10 protein-coding genes, 2 tRNA genes and 1 rRNA gene are annotated in these 13,879 nt (G+C 58.4%); 6 read left to right on the top strand and 7 right to left on the bottom strand.

The window, feature by feature from the left end:
- Positions 1–97: 97 nt before the first annotated feature.
- Positions 98–1,051, bottom strand: coding sequence for an adenosine deaminase (locus PSEBG33_RS23475; RefSeq protein WP_005784479.1), 954 nt, complete (start codon positions 1,049–1,051; stop codon positions 98–100).
- Between the two features lie 193 nt (positions 1,052–1,244).
- Here PSEBG33_RS23475 and PSEBG33_RS23470 point away from each other — a divergent pair, with 193 nt between their 5' ends.
- On the top strand, positions 1,245–2,336 hold the full coding sequence (locus tag PSEBG33_RS23470; protein ID WP_005784481.1) for a calcium:proton antiporter: 1,092 nt from the start codon (positions 1,245–1,247) through the stop codon (positions 2,334–2,336).
- A gap of 73 nt (positions 2,337–2,409) precedes the next feature.
- Here PSEBG33_RS23470 and PSEBG33_RS23465 read toward each other — a convergent pair whose 3' ends face one another.
- The 6 genes from PSEBG33_RS23465 to PSEBG33_RS23440 form a co-directional block, all read right to left on the bottom strand.
- On the bottom strand, positions 2,410–3,768 hold the full coding sequence (locus PSEBG33_RS23465; RefSeq protein WP_005784483.1) for an 8-oxoguanine deaminase: 1,359 nt from the start codon (positions 3,766–3,768) through the stop codon (positions 2,410–2,412).
- 211 nt (positions 3,769–3,979) lie between these two features.
- The gene (locus PSEBG33_RS23460; protein ID WP_005784485.1) at positions 3,980–4,666 is read right to left on the bottom strand and encodes an SDR family oxidoreductase; all 687 of its coding nucleotides are present in this window, start codon (positions 4,664–4,666) and stop codon (positions 3,980–3,982) included.
- A 55-nt stretch (positions 4,667–4,721) separates the two neighbouring features.
- On the bottom strand, positions 4,722–5,303 hold the full coding sequence (locus PSEBG33_RS23455; protein WP_005784487.1) for an IMPACT family protein: 582 nt from the start codon (positions 5,301–5,303) through the stop codon (positions 4,722–4,724).
- A 12-nt stretch (positions 5,304–5,315) separates the two neighbouring features.
- Positions 5,316–5,975, bottom strand: a complete 660-nt coding sequence (locus PSEBG33_RS23450) for a TetR/AcrR family transcriptional regulator (RefSeq protein ID WP_005784489.1) — start codon at positions 5,973–5,975, stop codon at positions 5,316–5,318.
- 87 nt (positions 5,976–6,062) lie between these two features.
- Positions 6,063–7,457, bottom strand: coding sequence for a uracil-xanthine permease family protein (locus PSEBG33_RS23445; protein WP_005784492.1), 1,395 nt, complete (start codon positions 7,455–7,457; stop codon positions 6,063–6,065).
- Between the two features lie 87 nt (positions 7,458–7,544).
- Complete coding sequence (locus PSEBG33_RS23440) at positions 7,545–8,465, bottom strand: LysR family transcriptional regulator (protein WP_003188270.1); 921 nt, start codon at positions 8,463–8,465, stop codon at positions 7,545–7,547.
- 126 nt (positions 8,466–8,591) lie between these two features.
- Here PSEBG33_RS23440 and PSEBG33_RS23435 point away from each other — a divergent pair, with 126 nt between their 5' ends.
- The 5 genes from PSEBG33_RS23435 (at position 8,592) to PSEBG33_RS23415 (ending at position 13,845) form a co-directional block, all read left to right on the top strand.
- A complete protein-coding gene (locus PSEBG33_RS23435) occupies positions 8,592–9,941 on the top strand; it encodes an aspartate aminotransferase family protein (RefSeq protein WP_005784493.1) in 1,350 nt (449 codons plus the stop codon).
- Between the two features lie 39 nt (positions 9,942–9,980).
- Positions 9,981–11,474: a CoA-acylating methylmalonate-semialdehyde dehydrogenase gene (locus PSEBG33_RS23430; protein WP_005784494.1), complete on the top strand. Its 1,494-nt coding sequence runs from the start codon at positions 9,981–9,983 to the stop codon at positions 11,472–11,474.
- Between the two features lie 570 nt (positions 11,475–12,044).
- Positions 12,045–13,581, top strand: a 16S ribosomal RNA gene (locus PSEBG33_RS23425).
- Positions 13,582–13,662: 81 nt separating this feature from the next.
- Positions 13,663–13,739, top strand: a tRNA-Ile gene (locus PSEBG33_RS23420).
- Between the two features lie 30 nt (positions 13,740–13,769).
- Positions 13,770–13,845, top strand: a tRNA-Ala gene (locus tag PSEBG33_RS23415).
- Positions 13,846–13,879 lie beyond the last annotated feature (34 nt).

Consider the following 13,879-nt stretch of genomic DNA (forward strand, 5'->3'; position numbering starts at 1 on the left):
TTGCTCCCGATGAGGGCGTGTCAGTAAACACATCTGTGACTGACCCACCGCCATCGGGGGCAAGCCCCCTCCCACATGTTGAGCAGCGCTTGTTCGGTTATGGTTTTACCAAACGTGCATCCAAGCTGTTCTGCGCCAGGCGTTTGGCCTGGTCCTGGGTCATGCCCAGGGAGGTGTGCAGCGCGTGGAAGTTCTCGGTGACATAACCGCCGAAGTAGGCCGGGTCGTCCGAGTTTACGGTGACTTTCACGCCACGCTCGAGCATGTCGAGAATGTTGTGCTGGGCCATGTCGTCGAACACGCAGAGTTTGGTGTTGGACAGCGGGCATACCGTCAGCGGGATCTGTTCGTCGATGATGCGCTGCATCAAACGTTCATCTTCAATGGCACGCACGCCGTGGTCGATACGCTGGATTTTCAGCAGGTCGAGCGCTTCCCAGATGTACTCGGGCGGGCCTTCTTCGCCGGCGTGGGCGACGGTGAGGAAGCCTTCGTGGCGGGCACGGTCGAACACGCGCTGGAACTTGCTCGGCGGGTGACCCATTTCCGAGCTGTCCAGGCCCACGGCCACGAACGCGTCACGGAACGGCAGGGCCTGGTCGAGAGTTTTCTCGGCTTCGGCTTCGCTCAGGTGGCGCAGGAAGCTGAGGATCAAGCCGCTGGTGATGCCCAGTTGCTGCTCGCCATCTTTAAGCGCAGCGGCGATGCCGTTCAGCACGACTTCGAACGGGATGCCACGGTCGGTGTGGGTTTGCGGATCGAAGAACGGTTCGGTGTGGATCACGTTCTGGGCCTTGCAGCGCAGCAGGTAGGCCCAGGTCAGGTCGTAGAAATCCTGGGACGTGCGTAGCACATCGGCACCTTTGTAATACAGGTCGAGAAACTCTTGCAGGTTGTTGAAGGCGTAGGCCTTGCGCAGGGTGTCGACGTCGTTCCACGGCAGCGCAATCTTGTTGCGCTCGGCCAGGGCGAACAGCAACTCAGGCTCCAGCGAACCCTCCAGGTGCAGGTGCAGTTCAGCCTTGGGCAGGGCGTTGAGCCAATCGTACATAGTTAAAATCTCATCAGGTGCAATGGCGGCATTCTACAGGCCATGGCTGAAATAATCGGCAAAACCTGACCAGCAGGAGAGTATTTGTGTCACTCACGCAAGAGTGAGCTGAACTAAGGTGTAACGAAACGTTAGCGGCTTGGCGCAGTCTGTACCCCATCAATGACTGATTCGCTGCACGAAAAGGCCCGTAATGCTCACACACCTCAAGCAAGAAAAATTCATGCTGCTGGCGCTGATTGCCGCCATTGCGGCTTATCCGCTGGAGCACTGGATGCTCCACAGTGGGCAACTGGTGGCCCTGCTGGCCGGTGCTGCGCTGATCGCGTTTATCGTAATGGCCTCAATGCGCGTAGCCCACCACGCCGAGCAGTTGGCAGAAAAGGTTGGCGACCCCTACGGCACCATGATCCTGACCCTCGCGGCCGTGTTGGTGGAAGTGGTGATCCTGGCGATCATGATGAGCAACGAGCCATCACCCACCCTGGTGCGCGATACCATTTACTCGGCGGTGATGCTGGATATCAACGGTATTCTCGGCCTGGCCGCCTTGATGGGTGGCATCAAGCATGGCGAACAGTCCTACAACGATGACTCGGCGCGCACCTACAGCGTGATGATCCTCACCGCCATGGGCGTGTCGATGGTGGTGCCGGAATTTATCCCCGAGGCCGATTGGAAAATTTACTCGGCCTTCACCATTGGCGCGATGGTGGTGCTCTACACCTTGTTCCTGAGGATGCAGGTAGGCCCACACAGTTATTTCTTCAGCTACAGCTACCCGGAAAAACGCCGCAAGAAATCAACCGAAGAAGAACACACACCGCCCGTTAACCTCGCGTTCTCGATAGGCACGTTGGTGTTTGGCGTGATTGTGATTGGCGCGTTGGCCGAGGTGATGTCCAAAACCCTGGATCTGGGCCTGGAAGGCACGGGCGCGCCGCCGGTGATCACGGCGATTGTGGTGGCGGCTATCTCGGCCGCGCCAGAAATTCTGACGGCATTGCGCGCTGCATTGGCCAACCGTATGCAGTCGGTGGTGAATATCGCGTTGGGTGCTTCGTTGTCTACGGTGATCCTGACGGTGCCGGTGATGGAAGCCATGGCGCTCTATAGCGGCCAGCCGTTCCAGATGGCGATGACGCCGGTGCAGACGGTGATGGTGTTTATCACGCTGATTGTCAGCGCGATCAACCTCAACGATGGCGAAACCAATGCCATCGAGGGGATGACCCATTTCGTGTTGTTTGCGACTTTTATCATGTTGTCGCTGTTGGGGCTGTAACTGTTTTTGATGACGCCGTAGACCCAATGTGGGAGCGAGCAGGCCCGCTCCCACATTTTGATCGGCGCCTGGCTCAGGTGCCGGCGATGAGTTGGCGAGCCGCCTGGGTGTGATCGGCGATCAAGCCTTTCAGGTCCAGACCTTCGACTTGGCCGTCGATCACCCGCCACTTGCCGCCGATCATCACTCGATCCGCCCGATCCGCACCGCACAACAGCAGCGCTGAAATCGGATCGTGGCTTCCGGAGAAACGCAGTTCATCGAGTTTGAACAATGCCAGGTCAGCCTGTTTGCCTACGGCTAATTCACCGATGTCCGTTCGGCCCAGCAACTGTGCCGAACCTTTGGTTGCCCAGCCCAGCACGCCTTCTGGGGTGATCTTTTCTGCGCCATAACGCAGGCGCTGAATGTACAGGGCCTGACGCGCTTCAAGGATCATGTTCGAGGCATCGTTGGACGCCGAGCCGTCCACGCCCAGCCCGATGGGCGCGCCGGCGGCAAGCAGGTCCAGGGTCGGGCAGATACCGGAAGCCAGGCGCATGTTGGAGCTTGGGCAATGGCAGATCCCCGTACCGGCGGCGCCCAAGCGTGCGATTTCATCCGGGTTGAAGTGAATGCCATGGGCCAGCCAGGTGCGTGGGCCGAGCCAGCCGACGCTGTCGAGATAATCCACGGTACGCAGGCCGAAGCGTTGCAGGCAGAAGTCTTCTTCGTCGAGGGTTTCCGCCAAGTGGGTATGCAGGCGCACATCCAGGCGGTTGGCCAATTCGGCGCTGGCTTGCATGATCTGGGGGGTGACGGAAAACGGCGAGCACGGAGCCAGGGCAATCTGAATCTGCGCGCCGTCACCCCGCTCGTGATATTCGCGGATCAGGCGCTGGCTGTCGTCAAGAATGACCTGGCCTTGTTGCACGGTCTGCTGCGGTGGCAGGCCGCCATCGGCTTCGCCCAGGCTCATGGAGCCGCGGGTGAGCATGGCGCGCATCCCCAGTTCGCGCACGCTGGCTACCTGCACATCAATGGCGTTTTCCAAACCATCGGGGAACAGGTAGTGGTGGTCGGCCGCCGTGGTGCAGCCTGACAGCAGCAATTCAGCCAGGGCGACTTTGCTGGCCAGGGCGAGTTTTTCCGGGGTAAGCCGCGCCCATACCGGGTACAGCGTTTTCAGCCAGGGAAACAGCGGCTGGTTGACCACCGGGCCCCAGGCGCGGGTGAGGGTTTGATAGAAATGATGGTGAGTGTTGATCAGCCCGGGCAGGACCACATGTTCGCGAGCATCGAACACCTGCGCGCAGGGGTGTGCCGGTTCTTGGCCCTGGGCCAGCACTTCGGTGATCACACCGTCTTGCAGCACCAGGCCGCCACGGGCATCGAGGCCATTGGCAGTGAAAATCGCGAGGGGTTTTTTTAACCAGATACGGGTCGCAGGCATTGGCCGGCTCCTCTGAATGATGGGTTCAGGTTTGCCAGCTCAGTGTTGCCCTGTCTGCTGATCCAGGGTCGCCGGGGAGGGCGAGGTGCGCAGTTTACCTTTGTAGGAGCGAGCTTGCTCGCGAAAATCGTCAACGATGACGCGGGTAGTCTGGTTTTACGCAGTGCCTGGGCGTTCTTAGCGAGCAAGCTCGCTCCTACAGTTGTGGGGGTTACCAGGCGATGGTGTCGCCCTTGTAGTCCACGAAGTGATGGCCGCCCTTGCCGGTGTAGGCATTTACCTGATCCACCAGGCCGCGCACGCTGGTGTCGACATCGATATGTGCGTTCTCGCCGCCCATGTCGGTTTTCACCCAGCCCGGATGCAGCGACAGAACCGTCGGCTTGTGATCGCCCAACTGGGTGATAAAGCTGTTGGTCATTGAGTTGAGGGCAGCCTTGCTGGCCTTGTACAGCGCCAGGTCCGAACCGTCGGGAATGGTCACGCTGCCCAGCACCGAACTCATGAACGCCAGCACGCCGGTGTCTTTGCGGATCTGCCCGACAAAGCGCTGGGCCAGGTTGATCGGCGCCACGGCATTGGTGAAAAACAGCTGGCCGACCTCTGCGAGGGTGGCGTGGCCTGGCTCCTGGTTCGCCGGGCCCTTGACGCCGGCGTTGACGAACAGCAGGTCGAAGGTGCGGTCTTTCAAGCGTTGGGCCAGGGCGATCACGGCTTGCTGATCGTCCATATCCAATTTCTCGATCTGCACCGGGCCCACAGCTTTGAGGGCATCGGCCTTGTGCGGATCACGCACGGTGGCGGTGACGTCCCAGCCATCCTGGAGCAGTTGCTTGACCAGGCCAAGGCCTAGCCCGCGCGAGGCGCCGATGATCAGTGCGGTTTTTGGCGTAGACATGAAGGCTTCCTTTGAAATCGCGGTTCAGGGAGTTCAGCGCATAACAGTAGCAGTTTCAGCGTTGCAGCAGGATGCGCCCACGGCTCAGGTCGGCGAGCTGGGTTTGTAAGGTATCGATGTGTGCCTCTGCCAGTGCAAGGTGTAGCTCTACGCCGTTGGCGGTGAAGGTTTCTTCCAGCACCAAACCGCCAAGTTCGGCGACGCGCAGCTTCACCAGATTCAGCTCGGAGAACCCACAGGCGCAGCTCAGGGGCACACGGCTGATCAGTTCGATGCGCTCGGCATTTTGCAGGCATTTGTTTGCGCCACCACCGTAGGCGCGGGCGAGTCCGCCCGTACCCAATTGAATGCCGCCGTACCAGCGGATCACCAGCACCGCGACCTGATCGAACCCCTGGGCCTCGATAGCCGCGAGGATCGGTCGCCCGGCGGTGCCACCGGGTTCGCCGTCGTCGTTGCTGCGGTATTGATCGCCTAGCTTCCAGGCCCAGCAGTTGTGCGTGGCGTTCAGGTCGCTGTGCTGCTCGAAAAACGCCTGGGCGTCCGGCGGGCTGGTGATCGGCGCCGCCAAGGTGATAAAGCGGCTTTTGCGTATTTCTTCACGAAACTCACAAAAGCCTGTCAGCGTAAAAGACATAACTCGCTTCGTTTATAGGGCCGGCTTGATGCCGCAGCCTTTGAGAATGATATGGATCAGGTTGGTGCCGGCGTCTTCCATGTCCTGCTTGGTCAACTTGGTGCGACCGGTGACTCGGCAGATCTGGGTGGCGAAGTCGGCGTAGTGCTGGGTGCTGCCCCACAGCAGGAAGATCAAGTGCACGGGATCGACGGGGTCCATTTTGCCGGCGTCGATCCACGCCTGGAACACCGCGGCTCGGCCACTGAACCAGGCGCGATAGTCCTGACCGAAATATTCGGTGAGGCATTCGCCGCCGCTGATGATCTCCATGGCGAAGATCCGCGAGGCTTGTGGTTGGCGCCGTGAGAACTCCATCTTGGTGCGGATGTAGCGCGCAAGCGCCACGGCCGGGTCATCCTCGGCGGTCAGCGCGTTGAAGGTGCTGTCCCATAATTCGAGGATATTGCTGAGCACCGCGATATACAGGCCCAGCTTGTTGGTGAAGTAGTAGTGCAAATTGGCCTTGGGCAGCCCGGCACTGGCAGCGATGGTGTTCATGCTGGTGCCTTTGTAGCCATGGCGGGCGAATTCATCTTCAGCAGCCTGGAGAATAGCTTGTTCGTTCTTTTGCCGAATGCGGCTGGCGGGTTTACCGGCGTGGTTGCTGTGGGCAGGAACTTCGAGGCTCATGGAGGTTTCCGTGCTGATCGATAAAGGCGACGTGTGCACAGATAACCCACCCTCAAGCCTCAGACAAGTCCTGATGCAATAAAACCGTCAAAGCGGCTCCAGGCTTTCGCTTTGCGCTGTTGGGTTTGTAGCGCATGTACTCGCCTTGGCTTCCGGCAGCAACAGGCACAATACGATGGCGGTGAGGCCGCCGCTGGTGATGGCCGAGTCGAACAGGTTCTGTACCAGTGTCGGCATCAGGTGCAGCAAGTTGGGTTGAGCGGCGATACCCAGGCCGACGCCAAACGAGGTGGCAATGATCAACATGCTGCGTCGATCCAGCGGCGCCTGGGCGAGGATACGCACGCCGGCGGCGGCCACGCTGCCGAACATCACCAGGGTCGCGCCGCCCAGCACCGGCTTGGGGATTTGCTGCAGTACGGCGCCGATCAATGGAAACAGGCCCAGACAGAACAGCAGCACACCTATATACAAACCGACGTAACGGCTGGCCACGCCGGTGAGCTGGATCACGCCATTGTTCTGGGCAAAGGTGGTGTTGGGGAACGCGCTGAAGGTGGCGGCAATCATGCAGCTCACGCCATCGCCCAGCACGCCGCCCTTGAGCCGGCTTATATAAGATGCACCGCTGATGGGTTGGCGGGCGATCATGCAATTGGCCGTGAGGTCGCCGACGGTTTCGATGCTGCTGATCAGATAAATCAGCGCAATCGGCAGGAAAGCGCTCCAGTCAAAGTTGAAACCAAATCGGAACGGCATCGGCAGGCTGATCAAGGGCAAGTCGGGCAGGGCTTGGGGCACCAGTTTACCGCTGAACCACGCCGCGAGGCTCCCCAGGGCCAGGCCGATGATAATGGCGCTCAAGCGTACCCACGGGGTATTGGAGCGGTTGAGCAGGATGATTGTCAGTACCACGAACAGGCCGAGTGCCAGGTTCGCAGGGGCGCCGAAGTCTGGCGCATTAAAACCGCCGCCGAGGTCGGTAATCCCCACTTTGATCAGGCTGATGCCGATCAACGTGATGACGATCCCCGTTACAAGGGGGGTGATGACACGACGCAGTTGGCCAATGAAGCGGCTCAACACGATCTGTACCGCCGCGCCGAAGAAGCACACGCCGAAGATCATCGCCAGAATGTCTTCCGGGCTGCCGCCGCGTTGCTTGACTAGAAAGCCTGACGCCAACACCGCGCCGAGAAACGCAAAGCTAGTGCCTTGCAGGCAGATCATACCGGCGCCGATACCATACGGCCTGCGTGCCTGGATGAACGTGCCTACGCCGGACACCATCAGCGCCATGCTGATCAGGTAGGGCAGGTAGGCGGTGAGGCCGAGCGTGGAGCCGATGATCAGCGGCGGAGTAATGATGCCGACGAACGCCGCCAGCACATGTTGCAGTGCTGCCAATAGAGCCGGCAGTGGTTTGGGGCGGTCGTTGAGGCCGTAGATCAGGTCGCTGGGGCTGGCAGATTCTGGTGGCATGGCGGGTAGACTCGAGGCGGACGGTTCAAGGTCCCTGTGCCTTGCAAAAAGCTGTCCATGTGCTCAGCTTTTTGCGTGAGGCCCGAGTTAGCGCGTCGCGGCCAGGCTTTCAAGGAAACTTTCCAGCACCAAATGAGGGCGCCGGCCTTTGCGCGTGACCGATGCCAGGCTCAAATCGTAAAAACGTGTAGCCGGTTTCAGCGCGCGCAGTCGGCCTTGTTGCACCCACAGGCTGGCGTAGTGATCGGGCAAGTAGCCGATATAGCGGCCAGTGAGGATCAGGAACGCCATGCCTTCACGGTCCGAAGCGCTGGCCGTGCAGTTGAGCGCCTGGTAGTGGGCCTGGATCTCTGCGGGGAGGCGAAAGGTAGGGGCGATGGCGTCCTGGCTGTCGATGCGCTCGTCATCGAGTTGTTTGTTGTCGGCATAAAACAGCGGGTGCCCGACCGCGCAATAAAGCAGTGAGCGCTCGCTGTACAGCGGTTGGTATTCCAGACCCGACAGGGCGCTGGCCTGGGGCACCACGCCGACATGCAGACGGCCATCAAGTACACCTTGTTCCACTTCATTGGGGGCGATCATGCGGATCTGGATCTGCACGTCCGGGCCGCGTTCCTTCAATTGCGCCAGTGCGTGAGTGATGCGCATATGCGGCAGGGTGACGAGGTTATCGGTGAGGCCGATGATCAACTCGCCGCGCAAATGCTGGTGCAGGCCGTTGACCTCGGTGCGAAAGCTTTCCAGGGCGCTCAACAATTGCAGGGCTGATTGATAAACCTCGCGGCCTTCCTCCGTCAGGGAAAAACCGGCGCGGCCGCGTTGGCAAAGTCTGAGGCCGAGCCGCTGCTCCAGGTCGCTCATCTGCTGGCTGATGGCCGAGCGGCCGATGCCGAGCACGGTCTCTGCCGCCGAGAAGCCGCCGCATTCCACCACGCTGCGAAAGATGCGCAGCAAGCGAATGTCGAAGTCGCTGACTTGGGCCAAAGGGTCGGGACGACGGCTGCTCATAGTTTAGTGAAGTCCTGACTGAAGGTTAGAAGAGTTGGATTTCACCGACTTTATCCCCGTGGCAATTTAGCTGCAACCAAGCTTTTTCAATCCCGACGCTGCCTTTTGCCTTGCGAGGTTTTGCTGATGAACATGCCCGAAAACGCCCCATCGACCCTGGCCAGCCAACTCAAGCTGGATGCGCACTGGATGCCCTACACCGCCAACCGCAACTTCCAGCGCGACCCGCGCCTGATCGTGGCCGCTGAAGGCAGTTGGTTGACCGATGACAAGGGGCGCAAGGTTTATGATTCGTTGTCGGGCCTGTGGACTTGTGGCGCCGGGCATACGCGCAAGGAAATCCAGGAGGCGGTCGCCAAGCAATTGGGCACCTTGGACTACTCCCCAGGCTTCCAATACGGTCATCCGTTGTCCTTTCAGTTGGCGGAAAAGATCACCGACCTGACCCCAGGCAACCTGAATCATGTGTTCTTCACCGATTCGGGCTCTGAATGTGCCGATACGGCGGTGAAGATGGTGCGGGCCTACTGGCGCCTCAAAGGTCAGGCCACCAAGACCAAGATGATTGGTCGCGCCCGTGGTTACCACGGCGTGAACATCGCTGGTACCAGCCTGGGCGGTGTGAACGGTAACCGTAAGCTGTTTGGCCAGGCGATGATGGATGTCGACCACCTGCCTCACACCTTGCTGACCAGCAACGCCTTCTCCCGGGGCATGCCGGAGCAGGGCGGTATTGCCTTGGCCGATGAGTTGCTCAAGCTGATCGAGCTGCATGACGCGTCGAACATCGCAGCGGTGTTTGTCGAGCCGATGGCCGGTTCAGCTGGCGTATTGGTGCCACCGCAGGGTTATCTCAAGCGCCTGCGCGAAATATGCGACCAGCACAATATCCTTTTGGTGTTCGACGAAGTGATCACAGGCTTTGGCCGCACCGGCTCAATGTTCGGTGCCGACAGCTTCGGCGTGACCCCGGACCTGATGTGCATCGCCAAGCAAGTCACCAACGGCGCTATTCCGATGGGCGCGGTGATTGCCAGCAGCGAGATCTACCAGACCTTCATGAACCAGGCGACGCCGGAGTACGCGGTGGAATTTCCCCATGGTTACACCTACTCGGCGCACCCGGTGGCTTGCGCGGCGGGCTTGGCGGCATTGGACCTGTTGCAGAAAGAAAACCTGGTGCAGAGCGTAGCCGAAGTCGCACCGCACTTTGAGAATGCGCTGCACGGTTTGAAGGGCAGCAAGAATGTGATCGACATTCGCAACTACGGCCTGGCCGGTGCTATCCAGATTACCCCGCGTGATGGGGATGCCATCGTGCGTCCATTCGAGGCCGGCATGGCATTGTGGAAGGCCGGTTTCTATGTGCGTTTTGGCGGCGACACCCTGCAGTTCGGGCCAACCTTCAACAGCAAGCCGCAGGACCTGGACCGTCTGTTTGACGCGGTCGGCGAAGTGCTGAACAAGATCGACTGATTTCTCCTTCTATATAGAACAATTTTTCAGGAGCCCTGCATGAGCCTTATCCAGCATTTGATCAATGGTGAGCTGGTCAACGACAGCGGTCGTAGTGCCGACGTCTATAACCCGTCTACCGGCCAGGTGATTCACCAGGTGCCGTTGGCCAGTCGTGAAACCATTCAACAGGCGATTGACTCAGCCAAGGCGGCGTTTCCGGCCTGGCGCAATACGCCTCCGGCCAAGCGTGCCCAGGTGATGTTCCGTTTCAAGCAACTGCTGGAGCAGAACGAAGCACGGATCTCGCAGTTGATCAGCGAAGAACATGGCAAGACCCTGGAGGACGCGGCGGGTGAGCTCAAGCGTGGGATCGAGAACGTGGAGTACGCGTGCTCGGCACCGGAGATTCTCAAGGGTGAATACAGCCGCAACGTAGGGCCGAACATTGATGCATGGTCGGACTTCCAGCCGTTGGGCGTGGTGGCGGGTATCACCCCGTTCAACTTCCCGGCGATGGTGCCGCTGTGGATGTACCCGCTGGCGATTGTGTGCGGTAACTGTTTCATCCTCAAACCTTCGGAGCGTGATCCGAGTTCTACGTTGTTGATCGCGCAACTGTTGCAGGAGGCTGGGCTGCCTAAAGGCGTACTGAGTGTGGTGCACGGCGACAAAGGCGCGGTGGACGCATTGATTCAAGCGCCGGAAGTTAAAGCCTTGAGCTTTGTAGGCTCGACGCCGATTGCCGAATACATCTATAGCGAAGCGACCAAGCGCGGCAAGCGTGTGCAAGCGTTGGGCGGGGCGAAGAACCATGCGGTGCTGATGCCGGATGCAGACCTGGACAACGCCGTGAGTGCCTTGATGGGCGCGGCTTATGGCTCTTGCGGCGAGCGTTGCATGGCGATCTCGGTGGCGGTGTGCGTGGGCGACCAGGTGGCGGACGCGTTGATCGCCAAGCTGGTGCCGCAGGTCAAGGCGCTGAAGATCGGGGCGGGCACCTCCTGTGGCCTGGATATGGGCCCGTTGGTGACGGGGCAGGCACGGGATAAGGTCAGTGGCTATATAGAAGAGGGTGTTTCGGCGGGTGCAGAGCTGGTCGTTGATGGTCGCGGCTTGAGTATTGCCGGGCATGAACAAGGATTTTTCCTTGGCGGCAGTCTGTTTGACCGTGTTACCCCCCAGATGCGTATCTATAAGGAAGAGATCTTTGGGCCAGTGCTGTGCGTGGTCCGGGTGGATAGCCTGGAAGCGGCGATGCAACTGATCAACGATCATGAATACGGCAACGGTACCTGCATCTTCACGCGTGACGGTGAAGCGGCGCGGCTGTTCTGTGATGAGATTGAGGTCGGCATGGTAGGGGTTAACGTACCGTTGCCGGTGCCGGTTGCGTATCACAGCTTTGGTGGCTGGAAGCGCTCTCTGTTTGGCGACTTGCACGCCTATGGGCCGGACGGGGTGCGTTTCTATACCCGTCGCAAGGCGATCACTCAGCGTTGGCCGCAACGGGCCAGTCATGAAGCGTCGCAGTTCGCCTTCCCTAGTCTGTAAGACTCGGTAAGCGAAAGCCGGCCCCCTTGAGGCCGGCTTTCGCGTTTCTAAGGCATTTTCGACCGATATGACAGAAATGTGAAAAAGAAGGTTGACGGCAGATTCTGGAAGCCTATAATTCGCCCCACTTCCGGCGCAGTCGAAACGGAAAACTCCTTGGTAAACAATGAGTTACGCAGTTTTCGACAGCAAGTTGCTTCAGTTCATCGAAGCCAAAAGGAAGTTGAAAAAGAGGTGTTGACAGCAGCGTGTAACGCTGTAGAATTCGCCTCCCGCTTCGGAGAGATCTTAAGCGCAAGTGGTTGAAGTTGTTGAAGAAATCTTCGAAAGCTTCTGAAAATAATCACTTGACAGCAAATGAGGCTGCTGTAGAATGCGCGCCTCGGTTGAGACGAAAGATCTTAACCAACCGCTCTTTAACAACTGAATCAAGCAATTCGTGTGGGTGCTTGTGGAGTCAGACTGATAGTCAACAAGATTATCAGCATCACAAGTTACTCCGCGAGATCAAAGATGTAACCAACGATTGCTGAGCCAAGTTTAGGGTTTCTTAAAAACCCAAAGATGTTTGAACTGAAGAGTTTGATCATGGCTCAGATTGAACGCTGGCGGCAGGCCTAACACATGCAAGTCGAGCGGTAGAGAGAAGCTTGCTTCTCTTGAGAGCGGCGGACGGGTGAGTAATGCCTAGGAATCTGCCTGGTAGTGGGGGATAACGTTCGGAAACGGACGCTAATACCGCATACGTCCTACGGGAGAAAGCAGGGGACCTTCGGGCCTTGCGCTATCAGATGAGCCTAGGTCGGATTAGCTAGTTGGTGGGGTAATGGCTCACCAAGGCAACGATCCGTAACTGGTCTGAGAGGATGATCAGTCACACTGGAACTGAGACACGGTCCAGACTCCTACGGGAGGCAGCAGTGGGGAATATTGGACAATGGGCGAAAGCCTGATCCAGCCATGCCGCGTGTGTGAAGAAGGTCTTCGGATTGTAAAGCACTTTAAGTTGGGAGGAAGGGTTGTAGATTAATACTCTGCAATTTTGACGTTACCGACAGAATAAGCACCGGCTAACTCTGTGCCAGCAGCCGCGGTAATACAGAGGGTGCAAGCGTTAATCGGAATTACTGGGCGTAAAGCGCGCGTAGGTGGTTTGTTAAGTTGGATGTGAAATCCCCGGGCTCAACCTGGGAACTGCATTCAAAACTGACTGACTAGAGTATGGTAGAGGGTGGTGGAATTTCCTGTGTAGCGGTGAAATGCGTAGATATAGGAAGGAACACCAGTGGCGAAGGCGACCACCTGGACTAATACTGACACTGAGGTGCGAAAGCGTGGGGAGCAAACAGGATTAGATACCCTGGTAGTCCACGCCGTAAACGATGTCAACTAGCCGTTGGAAGCCTTGAGCTTTTAGTGGCGCAGCTAACGCATTAAGTTGACCGCCTGGGGAGTACGGCCGCAAGGTTAAAACTCAAATGAATTGACGGGGGCCCGCACAAGCGGTGGAGCATGTGGTTTAATTCGAAGCAACGCGAAGAACCTTACCAGGCCTTGACATCCAATGAGCTTTCTAGAGATAGATTGGTGCCTTCGGGAACATTGAGACAGGTGCTGCATGGCTGTCGTCAGCTCGTGTCGTGAGATGTTGGGTTAAGTCCCGTAACGAGCGCAACCCTTGTCCTTAGTTACCAGCACGTCATGGTGGGCACTCTAAGGAGACTGCCGGTGACAAACCGGAGGAAGGTGGGGATGACGTCAAGTCATCATGGCCCTTACGGCCTGGGCTACACACGTGCTACAATGGTCGGTACAGAGGGTTGCCAAGCCGCGAGGTGGAGCTAATCCCATAAAACCGATCGTAGTCCGGATCGCAGTCTGCAACTCGACTGCGTGAAGTCGGAATCGCTAGTAATCGCGAATCAGAATGTCGCGGTGAATACGTTCCCGGGCCTTGTACACACCGCCCGTCACACCATGGGAGTGGGTTGCACCAGAAGTAGCTAGTCTAACCTTCGGGAGGACGGTTACCACGGTGTGATTCATGACTGGGGTGAAGTCGTAACAAGGTAGCCGTAGGGGAACCTGCGGCTGGATCACCTCCTTAATCGACGACATCAGCTGCTCCATAAGTTCCCACACGAATTGCTTGATTCATTGAAGAAGACGAAAGAAGCAGCCCGAAATTGGGTCTGTAGCTCAGTTGGTTAGAGCGCACCCCTGATAAGGGTGAGGTCGGCAGTTCGAATCTGCCCAGACCCACCAATTTTGTGTGGGAAACGCCTGTAGAAATACGGGGCCATAGCTCAGCTGGGAGAGCGCCTGCCTTGCACGCAGGAGGTCAACGGTTCGATCCCGTTTGGCTCCACCACTACTGCTTCTGTTTGTATAAAGCTTAGAAATGA

This window comes from Pseudomonas synxantha BG33R (assembly GCF_000263715.2).
Classification (GTDB): domain Bacteria; phylum Pseudomonadota; class Gammaproteobacteria; order Pseudomonadales; family Pseudomonadaceae; genus Aquipseudomonas; species Aquipseudomonas synxantha_A.

What these genes read in the sequence shown, in the direction of transcription:
- PSEBG33_RS23430 (WP_005784494.1), top strand. Translation starts at nt 9,981, where the DNA reads ATGAGCCTTATCCAGCATTTGATCAATGGTGAGCTGGTCAACGACAGC.
- PSEBG33_RS23440 (WP_003188270.1), bottom strand. Translation starts at nt 8,465, where the DNA reads ATGAGCAGCCGTCGTCCCGACCCTTTGGCCCAAGTCAGCGACTTCGAC.
- PSEBG33_RS23465 (WP_005784483.1), bottom strand. Translation starts at nt 3,768, where the DNA reads ATGCCTGCGACCCGTATCTGGTTAAAAAAACCCCTCGCGATTTTCACT.
- PSEBG33_RS23470 (WP_005784481.1), top strand. Translation starts at nt 1,245, where the DNA reads ATGCTCACACACCTCAAGCAAGAAAAATTCATGCTGCTGGCGCTGATT.
- PSEBG33_RS23435 (WP_005784493.1), top strand. Translation starts at nt 8,592, where the DNA reads ATGAACATGCCCGAAAACGCCCCATCGACCCTGGCCAGCCAACTCAAG.
- PSEBG33_RS23450 (WP_005784489.1), bottom strand. Translation starts at nt 5,975, where the DNA reads ATGAGCCTCGAAGTTCCTGCCCACAGCAACCACGCCGGTAAACCCGCC.
- PSEBG33_RS23475 (WP_005784479.1), bottom strand. Translation starts at nt 1,051, where the DNA reads ATGTACGATTGGCTCAACGCCCTGCCCAAGGCTGAACTGCACCTGCAC.
- PSEBG33_RS23460 (WP_005784485.1), bottom strand. Translation starts at nt 4,666, where the DNA reads ATGTCTACGCCAAAAACCGCACTGATCATCGGCGCCTCGCGCGGGCTA.
- PSEBG33_RS23455 (WP_005784487.1), bottom strand. Translation starts at nt 5,303, where the DNA reads ATGTCTTTTACGCTGACAGGCTTTTGTGAGTTTCGTGAAGAAATACGC.
- PSEBG33_RS23445 (WP_005784492.1), bottom strand. Translation starts at nt 7,457, where the DNA reads ATGCCACCAGAATCTGCCAGCCCCAGCGACCTGATCTACGGCCTCAAC.